Annotated in this window: 28 protein-coding genes; 18 read left to right on the top strand and 10 right to left on the bottom strand. The window is 66.3% G+C overall.

Annotated elements, in window-relative coordinates:
* Nucleotides 1-42: 42 nt before the first annotated feature.
* Entirely contained in the window at nucleotides 43-480 is a 438-nt protein-coding gene (locus SPYCA_RS07800) for an MAPEG family protein (protein WP_172595004.1), read from the bottom strand.
* 140 nt (nucleotides 481-620) lie between these two features.
* Here SPYCA_RS07800 and SPYCA_RS19695 point away from each other — a divergent pair, with 140 nt between their 5' ends.
* The 6 genes from SPYCA_RS19695 to SPYCA_RS07775 all read left to right on the top strand — a co-directional run bounded on the left by SPYCA_RS19695 (nucleotide 621) and on the right by SPYCA_RS07775 (nucleotide 3,956).
* Nucleotides 621-749 (top strand): hypothetical protein, encoded by a 129-nt coding sequence (locus SPYCA_RS19695; protein ID WP_269462445.1) that lies wholly within the window; start codon nucleotides 621-623, stop codon nucleotides 747-749.
* Nucleotides 750-895: 146 nt separating this feature from the next.
* Nucleotides 896-1,075, top strand: coding sequence for a 50S ribosomal protein L32 (gene rpmF, locus SPYCA_RS07795; protein WP_011541714.1), 180 nt, complete (start codon nucleotides 896-898; stop codon nucleotides 1,073-1,075).
* A gap of 22 nt (nucleotides 1,076-1,097) precedes the next feature.
* On the top strand, nucleotides 1,098-2,132 hold the full coding sequence (gene plsX / locus SPYCA_RS07790; RefSeq protein ID WP_120219678.1) for a phosphate acyltransferase PlsX: 1,035 nt from the start codon (nucleotides 1,098-1,100) through the stop codon (nucleotides 2,130-2,132).
* Nucleotides 2,129-3,094 carry a beta-ketoacyl-ACP synthase III gene (locus SPYCA_RS07785; RefSeq protein WP_120219677.1) on the top strand — a complete coding sequence of 322 codons (966 nt, stop codon included), beginning with the start codon at nucleotides 2,129-2,131 and terminating at the stop codon, nucleotides 3,092-3,094. Before plsX ends, SPYCA_RS07785 begins: the two co-directional genes overlap by 4 nt.
* Before the next feature lie 176 nt (nucleotides 3,095-3,270).
* The gene (locus tag SPYCA_RS07780) at nucleotides 3,271-3,564 is read left to right on the top strand and encodes an integration host factor subunit alpha (protein ID WP_120219676.1); all 294 of its coding nucleotides are present in this window, start codon (nucleotides 3,271-3,273) and stop codon (nucleotides 3,562-3,564) included.
* Nucleotides 3,565-3,578: 14 nt separating this feature from the next.
* Nucleotides 3,579-3,956, top strand: coding sequence for a MerR family transcriptional regulator (locus SPYCA_RS07775; RefSeq protein WP_120219675.1), 378 nt, complete (start codon nucleotides 3,579-3,581; stop codon nucleotides 3,954-3,956).
* Nucleotides 3,957-4,450: 494 nt separating this feature from the next.
* On the opposite strand, the gene SPYCA_RS07770 is transcribed toward SPYCA_RS07775, so the two are convergent.
* Genes SPYCA_RS07770 through SPYCA_RS07760 form a run of 3 tightly spaced genes read right to left on the bottom strand, consistent with a single transcriptional unit; the run spans nucleotide 4,451 to nucleotide 9,124 of the window.
* Nucleotides 4,451-5,002 (bottom strand): SixA phosphatase family protein, encoded by a 552-nt coding sequence (locus tag SPYCA_RS07770; RefSeq protein WP_120219674.1) that lies wholly within the window; start codon nucleotides 5,000-5,002, stop codon nucleotides 4,451-4,453.
* A gap of 58 nt (nucleotides 5,003-5,060) precedes the next feature.
* Nucleotides 5,061-7,796 carry an ATP-dependent DNA helicase gene (locus tag SPYCA_RS07765; protein ID WP_120219673.1) on the bottom strand — a complete coding sequence of 912 codons (2,736 nt, stop codon included), beginning with the start codon at nucleotides 7,794-7,796 and terminating at the stop codon, nucleotides 5,061-5,063.
* 56 nt (nucleotides 7,797-7,852) lie between these two features.
* The gene (locus SPYCA_RS07760) at nucleotides 7,853-9,124 is read right to left on the bottom strand and encodes a metal-dependent hydrolase family protein (protein ID WP_120219672.1); all 1,272 of its coding nucleotides are present in this window, start codon (nucleotides 9,122-9,124) and stop codon (nucleotides 7,853-7,855) included.
* A 166-nt stretch (nucleotides 9,125-9,290) separates the two neighbouring features.
* Between SPYCA_RS07760 and SPYCA_RS07755 the strand changes: the two genes are divergently transcribed.
* Nucleotides 9,291-9,824, top strand: a complete 534-nt coding sequence (locus SPYCA_RS07755) for an FKBP-type peptidyl-prolyl cis-trans isomerase (protein WP_120219671.1) — start codon at nucleotides 9,291-9,293, stop codon at nucleotides 9,822-9,824.
* Between the two features lie 59 nt (nucleotides 9,825-9,883).
* On the opposite strand, the gene SPYCA_RS07750 is transcribed toward SPYCA_RS07755, so the two are convergent.
* The 6 genes from SPYCA_RS07750 to pyrE are packed head-to-tail and all read right to left on the bottom strand — an operon-like array spanning nucleotide 9,884 to nucleotide 13,836.
* Entirely contained in the window at nucleotides 9,884-10,996 is a 1,113-nt protein-coding gene (locus tag SPYCA_RS07750) for an AI-2E family transporter (protein WP_120219670.1), read from the bottom strand.
* A 17-nt stretch (nucleotides 10,997-11,013) separates the two neighbouring features.
* On the bottom strand, nucleotides 11,014-11,850 hold the full coding sequence (gene lepB, locus SPYCA_RS07745; protein WP_120219669.1) for a signal peptidase I: 837 nt from the start codon (nucleotides 11,848-11,850) through the stop codon (nucleotides 11,014-11,016).
* 9 nt (nucleotides 11,851-11,859) lie between these two features.
* Nucleotides 11,860-12,261: a holo-ACP synthase gene (gene acpS, locus SPYCA_RS07740; protein WP_120219668.1), complete on the bottom strand. Its 402-nt coding sequence runs from the start codon at nucleotides 12,259-12,261 to the stop codon at nucleotides 11,860-11,862.
* On the bottom strand, nucleotides 12,258-12,509 hold the full coding sequence (locus SPYCA_RS07735; RefSeq protein WP_120219667.1) for a hypothetical protein: 252 nt from the start codon (nucleotides 12,507-12,509) through the stop codon (nucleotides 12,258-12,260). Before SPYCA_RS07735 ends, acpS begins: the two co-directional genes overlap by 4 nt.
* The gene (locus SPYCA_RS07730; protein ID WP_120219666.1) at nucleotides 12,506-13,252 is read right to left on the bottom strand and encodes a pyridoxine 5'-phosphate synthase; all 747 of its coding nucleotides are present in this window, start codon (nucleotides 13,250-13,252) and stop codon (nucleotides 12,506-12,508) included. The genes SPYCA_RS07735 and SPYCA_RS07730 overlap by 4 nt, the downstream gene beginning before the upstream one ends.
* Nucleotides 13,249-13,836 (bottom strand): orotate phosphoribosyltransferase, encoded by a 588-nt coding sequence (pyrE, locus tag SPYCA_RS07725; protein ID WP_120219665.1) that lies wholly within the window; start codon nucleotides 13,834-13,836, stop codon nucleotides 13,249-13,251. The genes SPYCA_RS07730 and pyrE overlap by 4 nt, the downstream gene beginning before the upstream one ends.
* A gap of 232 nt (nucleotides 13,837-14,068) precedes the next feature.
* Between pyrE and coxB the strand changes: the two genes are divergently transcribed.
* The 11 genes from coxB to SPYCA_RS07675 all read left to right on the top strand — a co-directional run bounded on the left by coxB (nucleotide 14,069) and on the right by SPYCA_RS07675 (nucleotide 24,359).
* Complete coding sequence (gene coxB / locus SPYCA_RS07720; protein WP_120219664.1) at nucleotides 14,069-15,133, top strand: cytochrome c oxidase subunit II; 1,065 nt, start codon at nucleotides 14,069-14,071, stop codon at nucleotides 15,131-15,133.
* Nucleotides 15,134-15,148: 15 nt separating this feature from the next.
* Entirely contained in the window at nucleotides 15,149-16,819 is a 1,671-nt protein-coding gene (ctaD, locus tag SPYCA_RS07715) for a cytochrome c oxidase subunit I (RefSeq protein WP_120219663.1), read from the top strand.
* Between the two features lie 219 nt (nucleotides 16,820-17,038).
* Nucleotides 17,039-17,950, top strand: coding sequence for a heme o synthase (locus SPYCA_RS07710; RefSeq protein ID WP_120219662.1), 912 nt, complete (start codon nucleotides 17,039-17,041; stop codon nucleotides 17,948-17,950).
* Complete coding sequence (locus SPYCA_RS19240; protein WP_172595003.1) at nucleotides 17,947-18,096, top strand: hypothetical protein; 150 nt, start codon at nucleotides 17,947-17,949, stop codon at nucleotides 18,094-18,096. Before SPYCA_RS07710 ends, SPYCA_RS19240 begins: the two co-directional genes overlap by 4 nt.
* On the top strand, nucleotides 18,093-18,653 hold the full coding sequence (locus tag SPYCA_RS07705; protein WP_120219661.1) for a cytochrome c oxidase assembly protein: 561 nt from the start codon (nucleotides 18,093-18,095) through the stop codon (nucleotides 18,651-18,653). Before SPYCA_RS19240 ends, SPYCA_RS07705 begins: the two co-directional genes overlap by 4 nt.
* An 80-nt stretch (nucleotides 18,654-18,733) precedes the next feature.
* Nucleotides 18,734-19,609 carry a cytochrome c oxidase subunit 3 gene (locus tag SPYCA_RS07700; RefSeq protein ID WP_120219660.1) on the top strand — a complete coding sequence of 292 codons (876 nt, stop codon included), beginning with the start codon at nucleotides 18,734-18,736 and terminating at the stop codon, nucleotides 19,607-19,609.
* Nucleotides 19,569-20,006 (top strand): DUF983 domain-containing protein, encoded by a 438-nt coding sequence (locus tag SPYCA_RS07695; protein ID WP_443029500.1) that lies wholly within the window; start codon nucleotides 19,569-19,571, stop codon nucleotides 20,004-20,006. Before SPYCA_RS07700 ends, SPYCA_RS07695 begins: the two co-directional genes overlap by 41 nt.
* Nucleotides 19,999-20,661: an SURF1 family protein gene (locus SPYCA_RS07690; protein WP_232003585.1), complete on the top strand. Its 663-nt coding sequence runs from the start codon at nucleotides 19,999-20,001 to the stop codon at nucleotides 20,659-20,661. The genes SPYCA_RS07695 and SPYCA_RS07690 overlap by 8 nt, the downstream gene beginning before the upstream one ends.
* A gap of 27 nt (nucleotides 20,662-20,688) precedes the next feature.
* Entirely contained in the window at nucleotides 20,689-22,086 is a 1,398-nt protein-coding gene (gene thrC, locus SPYCA_RS07685; protein WP_120219658.1) for a threonine synthase, read from the top strand.
* A gap of 4 nt (nucleotides 22,087-22,090) precedes the next feature.
* Entirely contained in the window at nucleotides 22,091-22,969 is an 879-nt protein-coding gene (locus SPYCA_RS07680) for a class I SAM-dependent methyltransferase (RefSeq protein WP_120222205.1), read from the top strand.
* A gap of 94 nt (nucleotides 22,970-23,063) precedes the next feature.
* Entirely contained in the window at nucleotides 23,064-24,359 is a 1,296-nt protein-coding gene (locus SPYCA_RS07675; RefSeq protein ID WP_120219657.1) for a sugar MFS transporter, read from the top strand.
* The last annotated feature ends 42 nt before the right edge of the window (nucleotides 24,360-24,401 follow it).

The following is a 24,401-nucleotide window of genomic DNA, read 5'->3' as shown; positions in this document are numbered from 1 at the left end:
TCCGTCATCCCCGCCTTCGCGGGAAGGGTGGAACGGGATGGGCTATTGCGCGATTTCGACCGTTTCCTCGATTTCGGTCGTCGTGATGCTGGTGGGCGTCAGATAGACGATCGCCAGCGCGCCGAGCGCGAGGCCGAGCTGGGTCAGCATGGTGATGATCGTGCCGACCATGCGGCCCCACATCATTCCGTCCATGCCGATCGCGTGCAGGATGCGGCCGACGAGATAGAGCGCGCCGACGCCCCACAGCCACATCGACGAGCCGAGGCCGAGTTCGACGAGCGCGAGCAGGATCAGCACGAACGCCGTATTCTCGACAAAATTGCTGTGCGCGCGCATCCGCCGCGTCAGCGGCTCGTTGCCGCCATCGCCGATAAAGACCTTCTCTCTGGTCCGCACACGGCCGACGCGAACCGCAAGCCACAGGTTGAGCAGCGCCGCCCCGGCGGCAATCGTCAGGCTGATCGGTAAGATCATCATTTGGCTTCCCCCTTATGCGCCGGTTGGTCCGGCGATGGAGCATGGTGTGGCATTGTCGGCAGGACAGGACAAGCATCTGCGACATCATCCTTGTCGTCACCCCGACCTGATCCGGGTCCAGGACTTCATCGCCACGGTGGATGCCGGATCAGGTCCGGCATGACGACGAGAATGACGCCGCAGCTCTTCGCGGGCGCAATGGGCTTGCCTTTGCGGGCGAAAACGCTATAGCCGCGCCCGATCCGGCACCCGACACCTTCTGGCGTTGAGGCACCCTCCGGCAGAAGATTTGTCCCGTTCCACCAGGGCGGGATCGGGCTTCGGCTTGGCGGGCGGGCCAGTCATTCCCGGCGACGGGCGCGACAAATCCGGGCAGCCGATTCGTGACACACTATTTGAGAATGCAGGAAAAATCATGGCCGTTCCCAAGCGAAAAACCTCGCCCTCGAAGCGCGGCATGCGTCGCAGCCACGACAGCCTGAAGGTCGAAGCCTTTCAGGAATGCCCCAACTGCGGCGAACTGAAGCGCCCGCACAATCTTTGCAACGCCTGCGGCCACTATAACGGCCGTGAAGTGGTGTCGGTCGGCGCGTAACCATTCGGCCGGAGGGGTTTAGATGGCACTGACACCGCGAATCGCAATCGATGCGATGGGCGGTGACGTCGGTGTGCGCGTGATGCTCGCCGGCGCCGCGATGGCGCGCCACAAGCATGACGGCCTCCGTTTCATCCTCGTCGGTGACGAGCAGCGGATCAAGGCGGCACTGGGCAGCCACCCCAACCTGCGCGCGGCGTCGGACATCATCCACACCGACGGCGTGGTGTCGGGCGAAGACAAGCCGAGCCAGGCGCTGCGCAAGGCAAAAAGCACCTCGATGGGGCTCGCGATCGACGCGGTGAAGCGCGGCGACGCCGGGGGCGCCGTGTCGGCGGGCAACACCGGCGCGCTGATGGCGATGGCGAAGCTTGCGTTGCGCACGATGCCGGGGATCGACCGGCCCGCGCTCGCGGCGCTGTTGCCGTCGCTTGGCGACAATGACGTCGTGATGCTCGACCTTGGCGCCAATACCGAGTGCGACGCGACCAACCTGGTTCAGTTCGCCGTCATGGGCGCGGCCTATGCGCGCACCGCGATGGGGCTGGAACGCCCGCGCGTGGCCCTGCTCAACATCGGCACCGAGGAGTTGAAGGGCACCGACGAAATCCGCGAAGCCGCGGCGCTGCTGCGCGGGGCGGAAGGGCTGCCGATGCAGTTCACCGGCTTTATCGAGGGCGACAAATTGTCGCGCGGCGATGTCGATGTGATCGTCCATGACGGTTTTTCGGGCAATATCGCATTGAAGACGATCGAGGGCACGGCGCGCTTTGTGACGGACCTCCTCCGCCGCGCCTTTACCTCGTCGACGCGTTCGAAGATCGGCTTCCTCATCTCGCGCCCCGCGACCGAGTTGCTGCGCCACCATCTCGACCCCAACAACCACAACGGCGCGGTGTTCCTCGGCCTCAACGGCGTGGTGCTCAAAAGCCATGGCAGCGCCGATGCCAAGGGGGTCGCCAACTGCGTCCACCTGTGCGCCGAGCTGATCGAAAAGGATATTACGCGCCAGGTGACCGAGGATCTCGCAAATTTCCGCCGCGGCGACGCCGCATGACGCGCCGCGCGATCCTGAAGGGCACCGGCTCGGCCTTGCCGCGCACGCGCGTCTCCAACGCCGAGCTCGCTGAACGCGTCGATACAAGCGACGAATGGATCGTCGAACGCACCGGCATTCGCTTCCGCCATATCGCCGAACCCGACGAGACGACCGCGACGCTCGGCGCTGACGCCGCGCGGCAGGCGCTTGAAGCCGCGGGACTCCAGCCCGCCGACATCGGGCTGATTATCGTCGCGACGGCGACGCCCGACAACACTTTCCCGGCGAGCGCGACCAAGGTGCAGGCGCTGCTCGGCGCGCCCGATTGCATTGCCTTCGACGTCGCGGCGGTCTGTTCGGGATTCCTCTATGCCGTGTCGGTCGCCGACGCGATGCTCCGCACCGGCGCGGCGCAGCACGCGCTGGTGATCGGCAGCGAGACGTTCAGCCGCATCCTCGACTGGAACGACCGCACGACCTGCGTATTGTTCGGCGATGGCGCGGGCGCGGTGGTGCTGTCGGTCGAGGATGTCGCGGACGACCGCGGCATCCTCGCGACACGGCTTCATGCCGAGGGGCAATATAGCGACATGCTCTATGTCGACGGTGGCCCCTCGACCACCGGCACGGTGGGTCATGTGCGGATGCAGGGGCGCGAAGTCTTCCGTCATGCCGTCACCAACCTCGCGGCGGTGCTGGGCGAAGTGATGGCCGAGGTCGGGCTTTCGGCCGACGACATCGACTGGGTGGTGCCGCACCAGGCGAACAAGCGCATCATCGACGCAACCGCGAAAAAGCTGGGCCTGCCCGCCGATCGCGTCGTGCTCACCGTCGATCGGCACGCGAACACATCGGCGGCGTCGGTGCCGCTCGCGCTCGACCTTGCCGTCCGTGACGGTCGCATCAGGCGCGGTGACCTCGTGGTGCTCGAAGCGATGGGCGGCGGCTTCACCTGGGGTGCAGCCGTCCTGCGCGTCTGATCGCCTGACCGGCTCGCGTTCGCGCAAGGGCGCTCGTCGCGTCAACTTCTCCGTCCATCCGTTTCAGTTTGGCGGATTTATTCGGATTTGTTACATATAGGTTGCGAGACTCGCGACGGTGGGGGCTGTCGGGGGATTGATCGCATCAATCGCTTCAGGAGGGGGAAGGGATCAATATGTCAGCAGGAACGCTCACGCGCGCCGATATTGCGAGCCGGATCAATCAGCAGGTCGGGCTGTCGCGCAACGAATCAGCCGCCATCGTCGAATCGATTCTGGACCATATGTCCGATGCGCTTGCCGCGGGACAAAATGTGAAGATTTCGGGCTTCGGCACTTTTGTCCTGCGCGACAAGGCGCAGCGAATCGGCCGCAATCCAAAGACGGGGATCGAGGTGCCGATCCTGCCGCGGCGCGTGATGACCTTTCGCGCCAGCCAGTCGATGCGCGCCCGCGTCGCGGGCAAATAGGCCGGTCCTGACGCATGGCGGCATTGGACGGTTCCCACGATGGCGGCAAGGCGAGCGGCGCCATGCTCGCCATCGGCGAACTGGCAGAGCGGATCGGGGTGCCCACGCACGTCCTGCGCTATTGGGAAACGCGCTTTCCGCAGCTGAAGCCGCTCCAGCGGTCGGGCCGCCGCCGCTATTACCGTGCCGAGGATGTCGCGCTCGCCGAGCGCATCCATCATCTGCTGCATGTGCAGGGCTTCACCATCGATGGCGCGCGCAAGGCATTGTCCGACACGAGCGTCGAGGTTGCCGCGCCCGCGACCGGCAATGGCGTGGCGCGCGAAGCCACGGGTGTTCCGGTGGAAGCGCTGGTTGCGCTTCGCGCGCGATTGGCGGCAGCGCTGGGTTGAACCCGCACGCTCGCCGAGCAGCGATGTCGGCTTCGGGGTGGGGAGCGGACGGCGCGGCCCCGGCGCAATCCATCCAAAAGTCAGGAAAGGTCAGCCTTGTGCGGCCGCCGATTGGCCGCGCCCGGCGCGCGGGTCGCGCGCGATTGACGCCCCTGTTTTCACGCCGGGTTGCGAGCGCTATTTTCCACATTTGAAAGAGCCGGGATGAAGGCTGGCACAGCCGGGCGATGTAGGACAGCGTTTTTTGGTGGCGGCTTCGGGGTGGGAAGCGGTCATCAAATCCTCCCCATCGACTTGCGATGGGGGAGTCGCAGACGGCGCGCAGCGCCAGCGGGACCGCGCCCGAAGGGCGTGGTGGAGGGGCCGCGAGCGTCAGCGAGCGCTGCGCGCTCGACCCCTCCGTCAGCCCTACGGGCTGCCACCTCCCCATCGCAAGTCGATGGGGAGGATCATCAACGTCCGCAACCGGTCGAAAGCGGTCGCGCGGGAGGTTCTTAATCCTCGTCCATCGCGGGCGCCAGCGCGGGGTCGAGGTCGCGGGGGCGGATGAAATCGGCAAAACGCGCCATGTTAACGTCGAGGTCGTGCCAGTCGGCGATGTCGAGTTCGAGACGCGCGAGCGCCGACGTAGGCAGTTTTTCTTCGACCTTCGCGCGCAGCGCGTCCCTGTCCGATTCAGGGACGAGCATCAGGATCAGATCCTCCAGACCAGGATTATGGCCCGAAATCAGAAGGTTGTCGGCGTCGCGGCCGGTGTCGCGGATGACGTCGATCAAGGTCGCCGCCGAGGCGAGATAGATGCGGCGGTCCCAATGCGGCTCGATCGCGTCGAGTCCGGCGGCGGGCTGGAAGATGTCGAGCGTTTCGGTGACGCGCACCGCGGGCGAGGCAATGATGCGGTCGACGGGCAGCTTCTGCCGTTTCAGCCACTGACCGATGATTTCGGCGCCGCGCGCACCGCGCTTGTTGATCGGGCGGTCGAAATCGCGCTCGACGGCGACGTCCCAACCCGATTTGGCGTGGCGCAAAATGGTCAGAGTTTTCAAAACCGCTCCCCGAACTGCCTTAGATCCCCTCAGTTGAACGCTCTGTGCCGCAATCTCATTACGGTGAAAAGGCGGGATATGCCCTTTTTCGCTGTTCGGTGTTCGCCGCGGCGACATGGTTCACCGCCTCGTCGAGCGACAGGCGGCGGATCGGCGTGCCTTCGGGAAAGGCGCTGAGCAGCCGTGAAGGGACGCTCGGCGACAGCATCACGAACTGGCCGAAATCGTCGCCGCGGCGGATCAGGCGGCCGAAGGCCTGCGCGATGCGGCCGCGGATGACCATATCGTCATAGGCGCTGCCCCCCTGCGCCGCGCGCCGCGCCGCGTGCAGGATCGTCGGGCGCGGCCAGGGCACGCCCTCCATCACCACGAGCCGCAGCGAATCGCCCGGCACGTCGACCCCGTCGCGCAGCGCATCGGTGCCGAGCAGCGAGGTGTGCGGATCGGCGCGGAAGATGTCGATCAGCGTGCCGGTGTCGAGCGGATCGACATGCTGCGCGAAGAGCGGCAGGCCGGCGCGCGCGAGCCGGTCGGCGATACGCGCGTGAACGATGCGCAGCCGCCGGATCGCGCTGAACAGCCCCAGCGCGCCGCCGCCTGCCGCCTCGATAAGTCGGCTGTAGGCGCCGGCGAGCGCGGACAGGTCGCCGCGCGCGATGTCGGTCACGATCAGCACCTCGGCCTGGCGCGCATAGTCGAACGGGCTCGGCACCGCGAAATGGCGGACGCCGCCGTCCATATGGCGCGCGCCGGTGCGGATGTCGGCCTCGGTCCAGCCGCCACCGCCATGACCACCGCTGCGCAACGTTGCCGAGGTGACGAGAACGCCGTGCGCTTGCGCGTAGACGATGTCGGCGACCGGCCGCGCGGGGTCGAGCCAGTGGCGGTGGAGGCCGCAGTCGAACTCGCGCCCGTCGTAGCGATCGACGCCAAGCCAGTCGACGAAATCGGGGTCCGCCGGGCCGCCGACGCGGCCGAGCAGCGATAGCCAGCCGCCCAATGTGTCGATGCGCGTGCCAAGGCTGTGCCGCGCGCCGTCGACGCGCGCGCGCGCCTGTCCGTCGAGCCAGTCGGGCGGGTCTTCGATGAGCGACTCGAGCCGTTTGCCGAGCGCCATCAGCGGGCGGAGCAGCGACTCGATCGCGTCGCTCGCGCTGGCAGCGGCGGCGACCAGCTCGGGGTCGGGATCGGCGAGCTCGGTTTCGAGGCCATAGCCGCTGTCGGCGGTGCGCGTATCGACCGCGCGCGCATAGACCATGGCGCGCGCGGCGGCGAGCAGCCGCTCGATCGCGCCCCAGGGGGCATTCTCGGCGAGTCGGCCGAGCCAGCCGTCACCGGGCAGCTCGGCGGCGGCGGCGATCGCTGCCTGGATCGCGCGGTCGCCCGCTTCGTCATAGCTGGCGACATCGGCGAGCCGCGCCGCGAGCCCGCGCCGCCGTCCGCGCGACTTGCCCTCGGGCCCCAGCACCCAGCGGCGGATCTCGACCGCTTCCTGCCCGGTCAGCGCCGCGGCGAACATCGAATCGGCGGCGTCCCACAGGTGATGGCCTTCGTCGAAGATCAGGCGGCTCGGCGCCGCGCCGACGCCCTCGCGCGGCCGTGCCGCCTGCACCATCGTCAGCGCATGGTTGGCGATGACGATATCGGCCTGTGTCGCGGCGCGCGCCGAGCGTTCGATGAAGCATTTTCGGAAATGCGGGCAGCCCGCATAGATGCACTCGCCGCGCCGGTCGGTGAGCGCGGTCGTGCCGTTGCGGCGGAAGAGGGCGGGGAGCCAGCCGGGCAGGTCGCCGCCGATCATGTCGCCGTCGCGCGTATAGGCGGCCCAGCGCGCGACAAGTTGCGCCAGGATCGCCGCACGCCCCGCAAAACCGCCCTGTAGCGCGTCCTCCAGGTTGAGCAGGCAGAGATAATTTTCGCGCCCCTTGCGCACGACGACCTTTTCGCGGTGCGTCGCGGGGTCGGGGTAGAGTTTTTCGGTCTCGCGCGCCAATTGGCGTTGCAGCGCCTTGGTGAAGGTCGAGATGCAGACGCTGCCGGCCGACTGGTCGATCCACTGCTTTGCGGGGGCGAGATAGCCCAGCGTCTTGCCGATGCCGGTGCCCGCTTCGGCAACGAGCATCTGCGGCGCGTCCTTGCGTTCGCGCGGCGCAAAGATCGCGGCGGAGGCGCGGGCGTAATCCCGCTGGCCCGGCCGCCGTTCGGCGCCGTCGCCGGTCAGCCGGTCGAGCCGCGCCGTGACATCGGCCTCGGCGATCGTCACCTGTCGCGGGGCGGGGCGGGGTGATGTTTCCTCCCATTCGGGAAGGCGTGCGAAGAGCCAGCGCTCGTTGCCATCGGGCTTTGCCAGTAGCGGCTGGACCAGCGGCGCCCACGGCCAACGCTGACGCGCCAGCGCCTGGATGCCGTGCCAGGCCCCCTCGCGCTCGGGCCAGTCGGGATCGCCCAGGCTCGCCAACATTGCGACCGTCGCGCGCGGCAGGAATGCCGCGATCTCGTCCTCGGTCGCTGGCGGCTTCAGCCCCAAGGCGGCGCCGATCCCCGCTGGTGTCGGCACCGCGAAGCGCGCGGGATAAAGGAAAGCGAACAGTTCGAGCAGGTCGAGCCCGGAGAGTTCGGGATAGCCGAGCCGGTCGCCGGTCAGCGTCGCGTTGAGCAGCAGGTGCGGCGTCGCGGCGACCGCCGCGATCGCCTCGCCGCGCCCGACGCGCTGCACGCGGCCTTTGGCATCGGCGATCCAGATGCCGACATGGCTCGCGTGGATCGCGGGCAGGGAGAGCGGATCGGGAGTCACGCCGCCACGCTAGGGACAAAAGGCGAACGCGGCAAGGCGCCGCGCGGCGGGCGGCGTCAGTCCGCGATCCGCCCGCGGACCATCACCCAGTCGACCTTCTCCAGCGCGCGCACGTCGCTGAGCGGATCGCCCGCCACCGCGATCATATCGGCGGACATGCCCGGCGCGATGCGGCCGATCTCATTCTCCATTGCAAGCAGCTTCGCGGCGACGGTGGTTGCGCTCGCCAGCGCCTCCGCAGGGGTCAGCCCATATTGGACGAGCAGCGCGAACTCCTGGCCGTTGCGGCCATGCTCGAACACGCCGGCGTCGGTGCCGAAGGCGACGGGAACGCCGAGCGCCCTGGCGCGGCTCACCGCCTTGCCGACGTCGCCCAGCGTCATGCGCACCTTGTCCTCGACCGCCGGCGTATAGATGCCCTTGCCCAGCCGTTCGCGGATACCCTCGAACGCCATCAGCGTGGGGACCAGATAGGTGCCCTTGGCCTTCATCACCTTGAGCGCGGCGTCGTCGGCGAAGGTGCCATGCTCGATGCTGTCGATTCCCGCCGCGGCCGACGCGGCGATGCCGCCCGCGCCATGCGCGTGCGCCATCACTTTCAGCCCCAGCGAATGCGCCGTGTCGGCGATGCTCTGGAGCTCGGCGCTGGTGAAATGGCCCTCGAGCCCGCGCGCCTGCTGCGACAGTACGCCGCCCGTCGCGGTGATCTTGATGACGTCGGCGCCGGCGCGCGACGCCTTGCGCACCTTTTCCGCGCATTCGAGCGGGCCGGTGCAGGTATAGCCTTCGTCGAGGACGCTGTGCACGTCTTCGCGAAAGCCCGTGACGTCGCCATGGCCGCCGATGATCGACAGCGACGGGCCCGCAGCGATGATCCGCGGCCCCTCGATAAAGCCGTTCGCCGTGCCACGGCGCAGCGCATAGGCGGTATATTGCGCCGATCCCGCCTCGCGCACCGTCGTAAAGCCCGCGCGGAGCGTCAGCGCCGCATTTTTGGCGCCGACGACCACGCCCCATTCGTCGGGATCGACCGCCTGGTTGCGAAAATCGCCTCCGGGGTCGCCGGTCAGATGGACGTGCAGGTCGATGAGGCCGGGAAGCAGCGTCTTGTCGCCAAGGTCGACGACCTCTGCGCCAGCGGGCGCAGCGATGCGTCCCGGCGCAATGGCAGTGATGCGGTCGTCGGTGATGGTGATCGTCGAAGGCCCCGACGCAGGCTTGGCGGCGTCGGTAATGACGCGGCCGGCATAGACGATCGTGGTCTTGGCGTGCGCCGCGGTACCGAGCAGAGCGAGCGTTGCGGCGGCGACCAATCCGAATTTGCGCATGGAATCTCCCCTGAAGTATCGCCCCATCGTGGCGCGCTCGACGGGGGAGGGCAAGGGGGAAGGGTGGGGCCGCGTACGCATTTGCCTCTGGACCGTGCGTGGGTGCTCCGCCTATAGGCCTCGCCGATAGTTTGCGCCGGTGGCGCGTGCGGAAGGATCATCTGAGATGAGCGTGACGACGGTTCCATTGCGCCCGGTGAACAAGGGCGGGCTGTGGCTGATGTGGCTGGGCGTGATCGCGCTGATCGTCGCAGGGGCGGCGTTCGCCTGGCACATGACCCCGCGCATCGGGTTCGAGGTCGTCAAGGAAGGCAGCGGCCCCAGCCCGACCAAGGCCGACGTCGTGCTCGTCAAATATGAAGGCAAGCTCGCCGACGGCACTGTGTTCGACGCGAACGAACAGGCGCCGATGCAGGTCGCCGGGGTCGTGCCCGGCTTTTCCGAAGCGTTGACGCGGATGCGGAAGGGCGGCGAATATAAGGTCACCATTCCGCCGCAGCTCGGCTATGGCGACCGCGCGGTCGGACCGATCCCGGCGAACAGCACGCTGCACTTCACCGTCACCTTGCTTGACTTCCGCTCGGAGGCCGAGGTCCGCGCGATGCAGCAGCAGATGCAGCAAATGCAACAGATGCAGCAGCAACAGATGCAGGGTGGTCCCGGTGGCGCACCTGCGCCCGGAGCGCCGCAACAACCGTAAGGCCAAAACTCCGTCATCCCGACCTTAGCCGGGATGACGATCCAATAAGGCGGGCGGCATTAGCTCGAAGTCGCCGCCTTCCCGTCCGCGTTGCCCGCGTTGCGCTCGGCCTCGCGCTCCAGCGCGACCTTGATCATCGCGACGATCGGGTCGGCGAGGAAGAGGCCCATCAGGCCGAGCAGCGCACCGAACAAAATCTGTGCGCCGAGCACGAGCGCGGGGGCGAGGTCGACGGTCTTTTTCGCGACCATCGGCACGATCAGATAGCCGTCGACCGTCTGGACGATCAGATAGATGGCGATCGCCCACAGCCCCGTATCGGTCCCCGCCGAAAAGCCGACGAGCACGAGCAGCACGCCCGACAGGATCGCGCCGATATTGGGGATGAAGGCAAGCAGGCCGGTGAGCAGCCCCATCAGCGCCGCCATCGGAATGCCGACGGCGAGACAGGCGAGCCACGTCCCGATCCCCTCGACGAACATGCCGAGCAGCCGTCCCGCCATCAGGCGGCGGAGCGTGAAGCCCATGCGCGCGGTGGTGATATAAAAGTTTTCGCGCGCCTTCATCGGCAGCATCCAGGCGACGCCGCGTTCATAGAGGCGCGGCTCGATCGCGATGAAGATGCCGAGGACGACGATCATCACCAGGCTGGTGAGCGCGCCGAGCACGGTGCCGACCGCGGCGGTGACGCGGCCGACGGTGCCGGCGATATTGTCGGCGATCGTCTTGGTATCGAGCTGGAAACTGCCCATGCCATGATCGCTCGCCCAGGCGGCGATGCGTTCGACCTGTCCCATGACCACGCTTTGCAGCGTCGCGGCCTGATCGGCGATCTGCGACCCCGCGAACAGGATCGTCCACGCGAGGAACGCGAGCAGGGTCAGGCAGACGATCAGCAGCCGCCAGCCGCGCGCGATCGGCAGCACGCGGCCGAGCAGGCGCGCGCCGCCATCGAGCATCGACGCGAGCACGATGCCGGCGAAGATCAGCAGGATCGGCTGGATCAGGATGATGCAGACGCCGATCAGCAGCGCGAGGCCCAGCCATACGCCCGCCTTCAGCAGTTCGGTGCGGACGAGCTGGCTGCGGATTTCGGTGGGGCCGGGGGCTTCGCTCGTCGCGTCATAGGCGGCCGAGGTACGTATCCGGCTTGCTTTCCTCGTCTCCGCCATCGCCGCTTCCCTCCGTGCTATTCGCCTGGACGCACGGGCCGAAGGTCGGTTCCCGCGCGCCCCGAACGCAGCGCGGTGAACCAGCTCAGCGGATTATACCATATGGCGGTTCCGTCGGTTGAAAAGCTGATGATCTCCGCGCGCCCGGCGATCGCGTCGAACGGCACCGCGCCGCCCAGACCCTTCATCTCGGCGGCAACGCGGCTGTCGGCGCTGCCGTCGCGATTGTCGCCCATCAGGAACAGATGGTTTGCCGGCACAACATAGGGGCCATAATCGTCGGTCGCATAGCCGGGGCCCATGTCGATCGTGTCGAAACTGGCGCCGCCGGGCAGGGTTTCGCGGACGATCGGGATTTCCAGCGTCTCCGTGCCGTCGGCGCCGCGGGTGACGAAGCGCGACAGGCTGGAGTCGGGGCCGGGGGTGTTGCGGTCGACGGGGATCGCCAGCATCGGCTGCACCTCGCGTTTCACCGGCTTGCCGTTGATGCTGAGCTCGCCGTTCACCAACCGGATCGTATCGCCGGGCAGGCCGATCACGCGCTTGATATAATCGACGCGCGTTATCGGATGTTCGAGGACGACGATGTCGCCGCGCGCGGGCAGCTTGCCGAACAGGCGACCCTTCATCCTGGGCGCGAGGTGAAAACTGACCGAAGCATAGGACCAGCCATAGGGATATTTGCTGACGATCAGCCGGTCGCCGTTGCGCAGGATCGGCATCATCGAATCGGACGGGATATAGAAGGGCTTGGCGACGCAGCTGTGGATGCCGAGCACGAGCAGCAATATCACCGCTATGTCGCGGATCAGCTTGCCCCAGCTTCCGTCATCCTGTGATTTTCTCTTCGCCATGGTTACAGGTCAGTCCTTGATCGCTTCGATGATGACGAACGCCTGCGCCCAGGGATGATCGTCGGTCAGTGTCAGATGAATATGCGCCGTGTGGCCGGGTGGGATCATCGCGGCCAGCCGTTCGGCCGCGCCGCCGGTCAGCGCCAGCGTCGGCGCACCCGATGGCGCGTTGACGACGCCGATATCCTTCATGAACACGCCGCGCTTGAAGCCGGTGCCGATAGCCTTGGAGAAGGCCTCTTTTGCGGCGAAGCGCTTGGCATAGGTGCCCGCGCGGGTGAACGGCCGCCGCGCCGCCTTGGCGCGCTCGATGTCGGTAAAGACGCGCTGCTCGAACCGCTCGCCGAAACGGTCGAGCGACGCCTGGATGCGCTCGATATTGCAGAGGTCGGAGCCGAGGCCGATGATCATCGGGACCGTTCGTGATAATCGGAAATGGCGCGCACAAAATCAAATATCATCCGCATGAATATGTACATGACGCCCGTAAAGACAATAAATCCGGCACCATAAGCCAGATGCATCCAATCGAAGGGCTGTCCCGCCCGTGCGTCCTGCAAGATGTTGATCGCGACGATCAGCAGGATGAAAAAGGGAAAAATCTTCAAGAAGCGCACAGAGATGCGCCATTGCTTCTCGATGAAATCCGATTTCTTCATCCCCGCGCCTCGTCCATCAGGTTGCGCATCTTCCGCACCGCGTCCTCCAGCCCGGTGAAGATCGCCTCGCCGATCAGATAATGGCCGATGTTGAGCTCGGCGAGTTGCGGGATCGCCGCGACGGGGACGACATTCTCATAGGTCAGGCCATGCCCCGCATGCGGCTCGATGCCGTTCTTCCACGCGAGCGCGGCGGCGTCGGCGATCCGGCGGAGTTCGGCGGCGCGGTCTTCGCCATCCGAATGCGCATAGCGGCCGGTGTGGAACTCGACGACCGGTGCCTTGAGGCGCATCGCCGCCTCGATCTGGCGCGCGTCGGGTTCGATGAACAGGCTGACGCGGATGCCCGCGTCGGCCAACCGCGCGACGATGGGGGCGAGGTGATTATGCTGCCCCGCCGCATCCAGCCCGCCCTCGGTCGTGCGCTCCTCGCGCTTTTCGGGGACGATGCACGCCGCATGCGGTTTGTGGCGCAGCGCGATTTCGACCATCTCGTCGGTCGCCGCCATTTCGAGATTGAGCGGCAGGTCGGTCGCCGCCTGGATGCGCGCCAGGTCGGCGTCGCGGATATGCCGCCGGTCCTCGCGCAGATGCGCGGTGATGCCGTCGCCGCCGACGGAGGCGACGATCTCCGCCGCGCGCACCGGGTCGGGGTGCTCGCCGCCGCGCGCGTTGCGGATCGTCGCGACATGGTCGATGTTGACGCCAAGACGCAGGCGGCGCGGGGCAGGGGGGGCGTTCAAGCCGCCACGCTCCGGCTACCGGGCTTGACCGCCTCGGTGCCCGCGAGTTCGGGGGGCAGGTCGTCGGCGGCATAGGTCGGGAAGTTGATCGCAACGAGCGGATAGAAGGGCACGCCCAGGTCGACGCTCCCCGCCGAGCGATCGACGAGCGCGGCTTCGGCAATCACCTCGCCCCCCGCGGCGCGCACCGCCTCCATCGCTTCGCGCGAGGAGAGGCCGGTGGTCACGACATCCTCGACCATCAGCACCCTGGCGCCCGCGTCGATCGAAAAGCCGCGGCGCAGCTCGAACGTGCCGGTCGGACGTTCGACGAAGATCGCGGGCTTGCCGAGCGCGCGGCCCATTTCATGCCCGATGATGACGCCGCCCATCGCGGGCGAGACGACGAGGTCGATCGCCTGCTTGAGCTCGCGCGGCAGCTTTGCGGCGAGCGCCGCGGCGAGCCGTCCGGCGCGCGTGGTATCCATCAGAACGCGCGCGCATTGCAGATAATATTCGCTGTGGCGGCCGGAGGAGAGCAGAAAATGCCCCTGGAGCAGCGCGTCGGCGGCGCGGAACTCGGCCAGGATTTCATCGTCGGTCATGCAAGATTGGTCTTTTGTCCATAACATCGCCCACGGCGGGCGACCGGGTTTTGGCGGCGCAGATTTGCCTGCCGCAAAATAGTGTTAGAGATGCTTGAGGCAAGCGGCAAGCGGGTCTATAGCGCCCGCGAGATTCAGCCTGTCCGATTGGCTGCGCGGGCGTTTGTCCGGCAGCGGGGAAGGGCAGGCTGGGGGATCATAAGAACAACAGGCAACGGGCGGCACTATCCTTATGAAGAGCTTGAAAACCCCTGTAATCAAGGTGTTAATCGCGGCAGTCCTGTCGCTCGGCGCGGTAGGCGCCGGTCAGGCGCAGACGGCGGCGACGGCTCCGGCCGAAGCACCCGCGGCCACGGTCGCGGCGAATCCGGCTCCGGTGGTCGCGCCGGTCGAAGCTCCGGCCGCGACGCCAGCCACCGCTCCGGCCGCTGGCGACGCCGCCGCGCCTGCGGGGGACGCGACCTATGTGCCAATGAAGCCCACGCCGGGCGTGGGCCAGCCGATCGACCGCGGGATCGACTTCCAGCCGCAGGTCAGCCCGATCGGCGAACAGGCCTATTGGTTCAACCATGTGATGCTGCTGCCGATCATCACGATCATCTCGCTCTTCGTTCTCGGCCTGCTGCTCTGGGTGATCGTGCGCTACCGCGCCAAGGCGAATCCGGTGCCGTCGAAGACGACGCACAACACCTTCATCGAAATCATCTGGACCGCGATCCCCGTGCTGATCCTCGCGGTGATCGCGGTGCCGTCGATCCGCCTGCTCGCGGCGCAATATGAACCGCCCAAGAAGGACGCGCTGACGATCAAGGTCACCGGCTATCAATGGTATTGGGGCTATGCCTATCCCGACCAGGGCATCGGCGAATATGTGTCGAAGATGCTGCCCGAAGATCAGGCGAAGGCTGCGGGCGAGCCCTATCAGCTGGCGGTCGACAACCGCATGGTGGTGCCCGTCGGGCGACAGGTGAAGCTGATCGTTACCGGCGCCGATGTCATCCACAGCTTCGCCGTTCCCGCCTTCTGGACCAAGATGGACGCGGTTCCCGGCCGCGCGAACGAGACGACCTTCACCGCGAACAAGGTCGGCGTCTATTACGGTCAGTGCTCGGAACTGTGCGGCGTCGATCACGGCTATATGCCGATTGCGGTCGAGGTGCTGCCGGTCGACAAGTGGGAAGCCTGGGTGCGCTCGAAGGGGGGCAACCCGGCGGGTCCGGTGGTCGAGACCGCCGCGGCACCGACCGAAATCGCGCCGGCCGCGGCTCCCGCCGCCGTCCCCGCCGCCAAGAATTAACAAGGGGTCCGACAGATGACCGATATCGCAGCGACTGCACCCGCGCACGGCCACGCCGATCACGCGCACGACCATGATCACGACACTCCGGGCTTCTTCGTCCGCTGGTTCATGTCGACGAACCACAAGGACATCGGCACCCTCTATCTGATCTTCGCGATCGTCGCGGGGATCGTCGGCGGCGTGCTGTCGGGCATGATGCGCCTCGAACTCGCCGAACCCGGCGTGCAATATCTGGGCGGCTGGGCAGAGATGCTCGGCGGCGCGGGCGATGAGGTCGCGGGCAAGCATTTCTGGAACGTGATGATCACCGCGCACGGCCTGATCATGGTGTTCTTCATGGTCATGCCCGCGATGATCGGCGGTTTCGGCAACTGGTTCGTGCCGCTGATGATCGGCGCGCCCGACATGGCCTTCCCGCGCATGAACAATGTCAGCTTCTGGCTGACCTTCGTGGCGTTCGTCATGCTGGTCGGGTCGATGTTCGTGCCGGGCGGCAGCGGTCTTGGCGCCGGCACCGGCTGGACGGTCTATGCGCCGCTGTCGACCAGCGGTTCGGCAGGGCCCGCGGTCGACATGGCGATCTTCTCGCTCCACCTTGCGGGCGCGGCGTCGATCCTGGGTGCGATCAACTTCATCACCACCATCTTCAACATGCGCGCGCCGGGCATGACGCTGCACAAGATGCCGCTGTTCGTGTGGTCGGTGCTCGTCACCGCCTTCCTGCTGCTGCTCGCGCTGCCCGTGCTCGCCGCGGCGATCACGATGCTGCTGACCGACCGCAACTTCGGCACCACCTTCTATGATGCGGCGGGCGGCGGCGATCCCGTCCTCTACCAGCATCTTTTCTGGTTCTTCGGCCACCCCGAAGTTTACATCATGATCCTGCCGGGATTCGGCATCGTCAGCCAGATAATCTCGACCTTCAGCCGCAAGCCGGTGTTCGGCTATCTCGGCATGGCCTATGCCATGGTCGCGATCGGCGTCGTCGGCTTCATCGTGTGGGCGCACCACATGTTCACCGTCGGCATGAGCGTGAACCTGAAGATGTATTTCACCGCCGCAACGATGGTGATCGCGGTCCCGACGGGCATCAAGATCTTCAGCTGGATCGCGACGATGTGGGGTGGCTCGATGAGCTTCAAGACCCCGATGGTCTGGTCGCTGGGCTTCATCTTCATGTTCACCGTCGGCGGCGTGACCGGCGTGGTGCTCGCGAACGGCGGCGTCGATACGGCGCTCCACGACACCTATTATGTCGTCGCGCACTTCCACTATGTGCTTTCGCTCGGCGCGGTCTTCTCGCTCTTCGCCGGTTTCTATTACTGGTTCCCGAAGATGTCGGGCCGGATGTACAATGAGTTTCTGGGCCAGCTGCACTTCTGGATCTTCTTCATCGGCGTGAACGTCCTGTTCTTCCCCCAGCACTTCCTGGGCCAGCAGGGAATGCCGCGCCGTTACCCCGACTATCCCGACGCCTATGCCTTCTGGCACCTCATCTCGTCCTGGGGCTATGTCATCATGGGCGTGGGCGTGTTGATCTTCTTTGCGAACATCCTCTGGTCGCTGGTCGCGGGCAAGAAGGCGGCGGACAATCCGTGGGGCGAAGGCGCGACGACGCTCGAATGGACGCTGTCGAGCCCGCCGCCGTTCCACCAGTTCAATGAACTGCCGCGTATTGCCTGATCGGTTTCGCCGCCTCCGGCGTGCCGGGGGCGGCGATCAGGGAAAGAATGCCTGTCTCTTTCCCTTCGTCATGCTGAACTTGTTTCAGCATCCATGGCCAGTCCTCTCCAGCGGCGCTGCGTTGAAGGAATGGGCGGACCATGGATGCTGAAACAAGTTCAGCATGACGGTAAAAATTGAGACGGGATATGAGATGGTCGAACCCGGCCTGGAGTTAACATGGCGCAAAGCCTGACCCATGATGCGATGACGCTGCCCGCCGACTGGCGCGACCTGTTCGCGCTGACCAAGCCGCGCGTCATGTCGCTGGTGGTGTTCACCGCGCTGTGCGGCCTGCTCGCGGCGCCGGGCGACGTGCATCCGGTGCTCGGCTTTTCGTCGATCCTCGCGATCGCGCTGGGCGCCGGGGCGTCGGGCGCGCTCAACCAATGGTATGAGGCGGGGCTCGACGCCAAGATGAAGCGCACGGCGGGGCGACCGCTGCCCGCCGGGCGGCTCGATCCGCAGACCGCGCTGCAATTCGGTATCGGCCTTGCCGCCTTTTCGCTGTTCCTGATGCTGTTCGCGTCGAACTGGCAGGCGACCTTGCTGCTTGCCGCATCGATCCTCTTTTACGTTTTCATCTATACGATGTGGCTGAAGCCGCGGACGCCGCAGAATATCGTCATCGGCGGCGCGGCGGGCGCCTTTCCGCCGCTGATCGGCTGGGTCGCGGCGACGGGATCGATCGCGCCGCTCCCCGTGCTGCTCTTCCTGCTCATCTTCCTCTGGACCCCGCCGCATTTCTGGGCGCTCGCGCTGTTCGTGCGATCGGACTATGCCGCCGCGGGCATCCCGATGATGCCCGTCGTCGCGGGCGAGAAATCGACGCGGCGCCAGATCCTTTTTTATGCGCTGATCATGGCGGCGGCGGCGGTCGCGCCCTGGCCGCTGGGCTTTACTGGTGCGCTTTATGGCTGGACGGCGATTTTGCTCTCGGCAATCTTTCTCCTGTTGTCGGTGCAGGTCGGCACAAGGACGACGGGCGAGGGCGACCGGATGCAGCCCGAAAAGCGGCTGTTCGCCTTTTCGATCGCTTATCTTTTCATTCTGTTCGGCGCGGTCGTCGTCGATCATTGGTGGCCGCTATGACGAATGAACCTGACCAGCCGCCCTTCGACGAGACCGAATATCGCCGCCGCCAGCGCAGCCGCGCGAATATGATGGCGTGGCTGCTCGGCGCGCTCGCGGTGCTGTTCTTCTTCATTACCATCGCCAAAATGCAGATATTCGCATGATCCAGAGCCTGTCCCCCAAAGCCAGAACGGCCGGTCTCGCCGGCATCCTCGCCCTCGCGATGACCGGCCTGGGCTTTGCCGCGGTGCCGCTCTATGACCTTTTCTGCCGCGTGACCGGCTTTGGCGGCACGACGCAGCGTTACGATGCGGCGGCGTCGGCGGCCGAACCCCAAATCCTCAGCCAGACGATGTCGGTGCGCTTCGATGCCAATGTGTCGCCCGAACTGCCGTGGAGATTCTATCCCGAACATCCGCGCGATACGGTCAGCATCGGCGCGCGTGACATGGCGATCTTCATCGCCGAGAATAATTCGGCGACGCCGGTCGTCGGCACCGCCAGCTTCAACGTCACGCCGACGCAGGCGGGCAAATATTTCACCAAGATCCAGTGCTTCTGTTTTACCGAGCAACGGCTGGAACCGGGGCAGCAGATGCGGATGCCGGTGCTCTTCTTCGTCGACCCCGCGATCATGGACGATCCCGACGCGCGCGACGTACAGGAAATCACGCTAAGCTATACCTTCCACCCTGTAGACGGGGGCAAAAAGGCGAGCTAAGGCCGCATCCAAGAGTCTAACAAGGACCGGCAGGCGGTGGGGAATCGCGATGCTGGGGCAGCAAAAACGGGAATTGTGACATGGCCGGTGCCAAACATCATGACTATCACCTCGTAAACCCCAGCGTCTGGCCGCTCATCGGCTCGTTCGCGGCGCTCGTGATGTTCTTCGGCCTCGTCATGTTCATGCACGACGATTATTTCGGCGCCGCGGGCAAATGGGTGCTCGGCCTCGGCTTCATGGGCGTGATCGCGACCTTCTTCAGCTGGTGGGCGGACGTCATCAACGAAGCCCATGCGGGCGACCATACCCCGGTCGTCCAGCTCCACCTGCGCTATGGCATGATCCTGTTCATCGCGTCCGAAGTCATGTTCTTCGTCGGCTGGTTCTGGGCCTGGTTCGACTTTTCGCTGTTCCCGGTGCCGATCGAATATGCCGACGGCGCGGTGACCTCGCTCTTCGGGCAGGAGGGCGCCGATGCGATCACCATGTGGCCGCCCAAGGGCATCGAGGTCATCGATCCCTTTTCGTTGCCGCTGCTCAACACGCTGATCCTGCTCTGCTCGGGCACGACGATCACCTGGGCGCACCACGCGCTGATCCACGGCGACCGCGAGGGCCTGAAAAAAGGCCTGTGGGCGACGATCATCCTCGGGATCGTCTTCTCGTCGATCCAGGCCTATGAATATGCCCACGCGCCGTGGGGTTTCGGCCAGAGCAATTACAGCTCGGCCTTTTACATGGCGACGGGGTTCCACGGTTTCCACGTTCTTGTCGGCACGATCTTTCTGATCGTCTGCCTGGTGCGCGCCTATAAGGGGCATTTCACCCCGCAGCAGCATTTCGGGTTCGAGGCGGCCGCCTGGTACTGGCACTTCGTCGACGTCGTGTGGCTGTTCCTCTTCATCATCGTCTATGTCTGGGGCGGCTGGGGCGCGCCGGTCGCTGCGCACTAAATTGCCCGGCGAAAAGCCAGATCAAAAAGGGCAGCCGCCAGTCGCGCGCGCTGCCCTTTTTGGCCTTTGCCCGCGCTGCGGCGCGCAGACGCTGTTCGACGGGCCGGTGAAGTTCGCATCGCACTGCCGCATGTGTGCGCTCGATTTTTCGGCCTATAATGTCGGCGACGGGCCCGCGGCGTTCCTAACCCTCTTCATCGGCGCGCTGCTGGTTGTGGCCGCGCTCGCGCTCGACGCCATGGTGCGTCCGCCCTTCTGGGTGCATGTCCTGCTGTGGGTGCCGCTCACCGCCGCGGCGGTCGTCTATGGCCTGCGCGTCGGCAAGGCGGCGCTGCTCGCGATCGAACATCAGCGGCAGGCGGCCGAGGGGCGCAAGCTGGACGATCCGCATGACTGACCCCGCCGCACCGACCCCGCCCGCGGCGTCGCCGACGCCGCGCTGGCCGCTGATCCCGACGCTGCTCGTGCTCATCGCGGTCGCGGTGATGATCGGCCTCGGCATCTGGCAACTCCAGCGCAAGGCCGACAAGGAAGCGCTGATCGCGCTTTACGAGCGCAATATGGCGATGTCGTCGCTCGTCACCTACCCCGAACTACCGCCCGTTCCCGACGCGATGCTCTATCGCAAGAGCAGCGTCGTCTGCCTCGAACCCGTGCGCTGGGATCCGCGCAGCGGCACCGACCGCAAGGGCCGCACCGGCTTTCGCATGATCGCCGACTGCCGCACCGGGGCCGAAGGACCGGGCGTGCTGGTCGATGTCGGGATCGGCGACGATTTCACGCCGCCGAAATGGCGCGGCGGGATCGTGCAGGGGACGATCGTGCCCGGCCCCCAACAGCCGAGCATGATCGCGCGGGCGTCGGGCAAGGCGTCCCCCCCGCGCGCGATGCTGGTCGCCGACACGCCGGTCGCGGGGCTGCGGCCGAGCGCGGTGCCGTCGGCCGACGACACGCCGAACAATCATCTGGCCTATGCGGTGCAATGGTTCCTTTTCGCCGCCGCGGCGCTGGTCATCTATATCCTGGCCGTGCGTCGCCGCTTGCGACCGTAAGCCGTCGCCGCTAGGCGCATCTGCGTCATGGACTATATCAGCACCCGCGGCGCTGCGCCGACCCTCGACTTTCGTGCCGCCACGCTCGCGGGCCTTGCCAGCGATGGCGGGCTCTATGTGCCGACCAGATGGCCGCAGATGTCGAAAGACGAGATCAGGGCACTGGCGGGGCTCGACTACACCGAAACCGCAGTGCGCATCATGCTGCCGTTTGTCGCGGGCGTGCTGGCGGAGGACGAGCTGCGCAGGCTGTGCAAGGCTGCCTATGGCCGGTTCAGCCACGATGCGGTGACGCCGCTGGTCCAGCTCGATCATCGCCACTGGCTGCTCGAACTCTTCCATGGGCCGACGCTGGCGTTCAAGGACGTCGCGCTGCAATTGCTCGGCGAATTGTTCGAGACGTTCCTCGCGGGCGGCGACACCGCCATCACCATCGTCGGCGCAACGTCGGGCGACACGGGATCGGCGGCGATCGAGGCGGTCGCCGGGCGCGAGCATATCCGCATCTTCATGCTCCACCCCGAAGGCCGCGTCAGCGACGTGCAGCGGCGCCAGATGACGACGGTGCTGGCGCCCAACGTCCACAATATCGCGATCGACGGCAGTTTCGACGATGCGCAGGCGATGGTGAAGCGGCTGTTCGGCGACGAAGAGGCGCGGGGCAAGGTCAATCTGTCGGCGGTCAACAGCATCAACTGGGCCCGGCTGATGGCGCAGATCGTCTATTATTTCTACGCCGCGGTGCGCCTTGGCGGTCCCGACCGCCCGGTGGCGTTCAGCGTGCCGACGGGCAATTTCGGCGACGTGTTCGCGGGCTATGTCGCGGCGCAGATGGGTTTGCCCGTCGCAAGGCTGGTCGTCGCAACCAATGTCAACGACATCCTGCATCGTGCGCTGACCAGCGGCGACTATAGCGCGGGGACGGTAACCCCGACCGCAACGCCGAGCATGGACATCCAGGTCAGCAGCAATTTCGAGCGATTGCTGTTCGACCTCGCGGGCCGCGACGGCGCGGCGATCACCGGCATGATGGGCGAGTTCGATGCGAAGCGCGCGATGACGATCCCCGCCGACATGCTCGGCGGCGCGCGCGACCTGTTTTCGAGCGCGCGCATCGACGGCGACGCGATGGCGCTTGCGCTGCGCTGGGCGCAGGAGCGGGGCGGGCAGTTGATCGACCCGCACAGCGCGGTCGGGCTTGCCGCGGCGCGCACGCTGGAGATCGACGCCGATGTTCCGGTCGTCACGCTCGCTACCGCGCATCCGGCGAAGTTCCGCGAGGCGGTCGAGCGCGCGACCGGCGTGCGCCCGCCGCTCCCCGCGCGGCTGGGCAATCTGTTCGAGCGCGAGGAACGCTATACCAAGCTTCCCGGCGATTATGACGCGGTGAAGGCGTTTATCCTCGCGGAAGCCGCGCGTGGCTGATCTTCTGCCCCTCGTCACGCTCGTCGGCGAGGCATGGGACGATTATGGGCTGGTCGACAGCGGGGGCGGCCGCAAGCTCGAACGCTATGGCCCCTATCGCTTCATCCGGCCCGAACCGCAGGCGATGTGGGCGCCCGCGCTGCCGACAAGCGAATGGGACCAAGCCGACGGCGAGTTCATTCCCGCGTCGGACGACGATGGCGGCGGCCGCTGGTATTACAATAGGCCCGTGCCCGCCGAGGGCTGGCCGCTTGGCTGGCGCGAGGCGCGCTTCACCGCCTCCTGCACGCCGTTCCGCCATCTGGGCTTCTTTCCTGACATGGCGCCGGTGTGGGACTGGCTGCGCGAGCGCATCGCCGACAAGGCGGACCCGGCCTTCCTCAACCTCTTCGGCTATACCGGGGTCGGCAGCCAGGCGCTTGCGGCCGCTGGGGCGTCGGTCACCCATGTCGATGCGTCGAAAAAGTCGGTGGCGCAGGCGCGCGAAAATGCGGCGCTTGGCGAGATGGCCGACAAGCCGATACGCTGGATCGTCGATGATGCGGGCAAGTTCACCGCGCGCGAGGTGCGGCGCGGGCGGCGCTATGACGCGATCCTGCTCGACCCGCCCAAGTTCGGCCGCGGACCCAATAATGAGCGCTGGCAGATCGAAGAGGGGCTGGCGCCGTTGCTTGCCGATTGCCGCCGCTTGCTCGACGCCGACAGCCGCGCGCTGTTCCTCACCGTCTATGCGGTGCGCATGTCGGCGCTCGCGATCGGGGAGCTGCTTGCACAGCTTTTCGCCGACCTGCCGGGCCGCGTCGAATGCGGCGAGCTGGCGGTGCGCGAGGAGGCGCGCGGGCTGCTGTTGCCGACCGCGATCTTTGCGCGCTGGAGCCGTTGAATACGAATGCCTGGACCGCGCGCGGGCTTGCCCGCTGCCCGCAAAGCGACAAGACCAGCACCAGGTTCGCCAAGACCAAATTGGGGAGAGTGACATGGCTTTAGCGCCGGATATTTCATCGAGCACCGACCCGGTCGCGATCGAAGCGGAGGGCACGCATGTCGACGCGCCCGAGCTGCGGCTGTTCGTGATGGGGCTGTTCTTCATCTTTGGGGGTATCACGTCGCTGAACGATGTGCTGATCCCGAAGCTGAAGGAGCTGTTCACGCTCAATTACACGCAGGCGATGCTGATCCAGTTCTGCTTCTTCACCGCCTATCTGGTGATCGGCATTCCGGGCGCCAAGCTGGTCAAGAGGATCGGCTATATGCGCGGTGCCGTGGCGGGGCTGCTGACGATGCTTGCCGGCTGCCTGCTCTTCATCCCCGCGTCGCAGCAGGCGGTCTATGGCCTCTTCCTGCTCGCGCTGTTCGTGCTCGCGAGCGGCGTGGTGATCGTGCAGGTCGTCGCCAATCCGCTCATTTCGCTGCTCGGCAAGCCCGAAACGGCGCACAGCCGCCTGACCTTTGCACAGGCGTTCAATTCGCTGGGGACCACCATCTTTCCCATCGTCGGGTCGATCCTGATCCTTGGCAGCCTTGCGACCGTCAGCGCCGACCAACTGTCGGGTGCCGAACTCGACGCCTATCGCACCGCCGAAAGCCAGGCGATCGTCCACGGCTATCTGGGCATCGCCGCCGCGCTCGCGGTCGTCGCGGGCGCCGTGTGGCTGTTCCGCAACCGCTTGCAAGGCGAAAAGCATGAAGCGAGTACGGGCCTTGCGGGTCTGGATCTGCTGCGACGGCCGCGCTTCGGCTTCGGCGCGCTCTGCATTTTCCTCTATGTCGGCGCCGAGGTGTCGATCGGCTCGCTCATCGTCAACTATCTGATGCAGCCAGGCGTCATGGCATTGGCCGAGCAGGATGCGGGCAAGCTGATCGGCTATTATTGGGGCGGCGCGATGGTCGGCCGCTTTATCGGATCGGGCCTGATGCGCGTTGTCAGTCCCGGCAAGCTGCTGGCCTGCGTCGCGATCGGCGCGATCAGTTTGATCCTGATTTCGACCAACACCACCGGCGTCGTCTCGGGCTACAGCCTGCTGGCGATCGGCCTGATGAACGCGATCATGTTTCCGACGATCTTCAGCCTTGCGTCGGAAAAGCTCGGGCCGCGCGCGGCCGACGGATCGGGTATCATCAACGTGGCGATCTTTGGCGGCGCGGTCGTTCCGCTGGCCACAGGCGTCATCGCCGATCTGACGGGCAGCCTCGCAACCGCGCTGCTGCTTCCCGCTCTGTGCTACGCCGTGATCGCCGGATTCGGCTATTACGCGCGGCGTCCGGTCGCCTGACGGCAAGGCCGCGGGCAACGGGCGATCAGGCGCGTTGCCCGC

The sequence above is a fragment of the Sphingopyxis sp. FD7 genome, assembly GCF_003609835.1.
In the GTDB taxonomy this organism is placed as follows: domain Bacteria; phylum Pseudomonadota; class Alphaproteobacteria; order Sphingomonadales; family Sphingomonadaceae; genus Sphingopyxis.
This window is presented reverse-complemented; position numbering and strand designations above follow the sequence as displayed.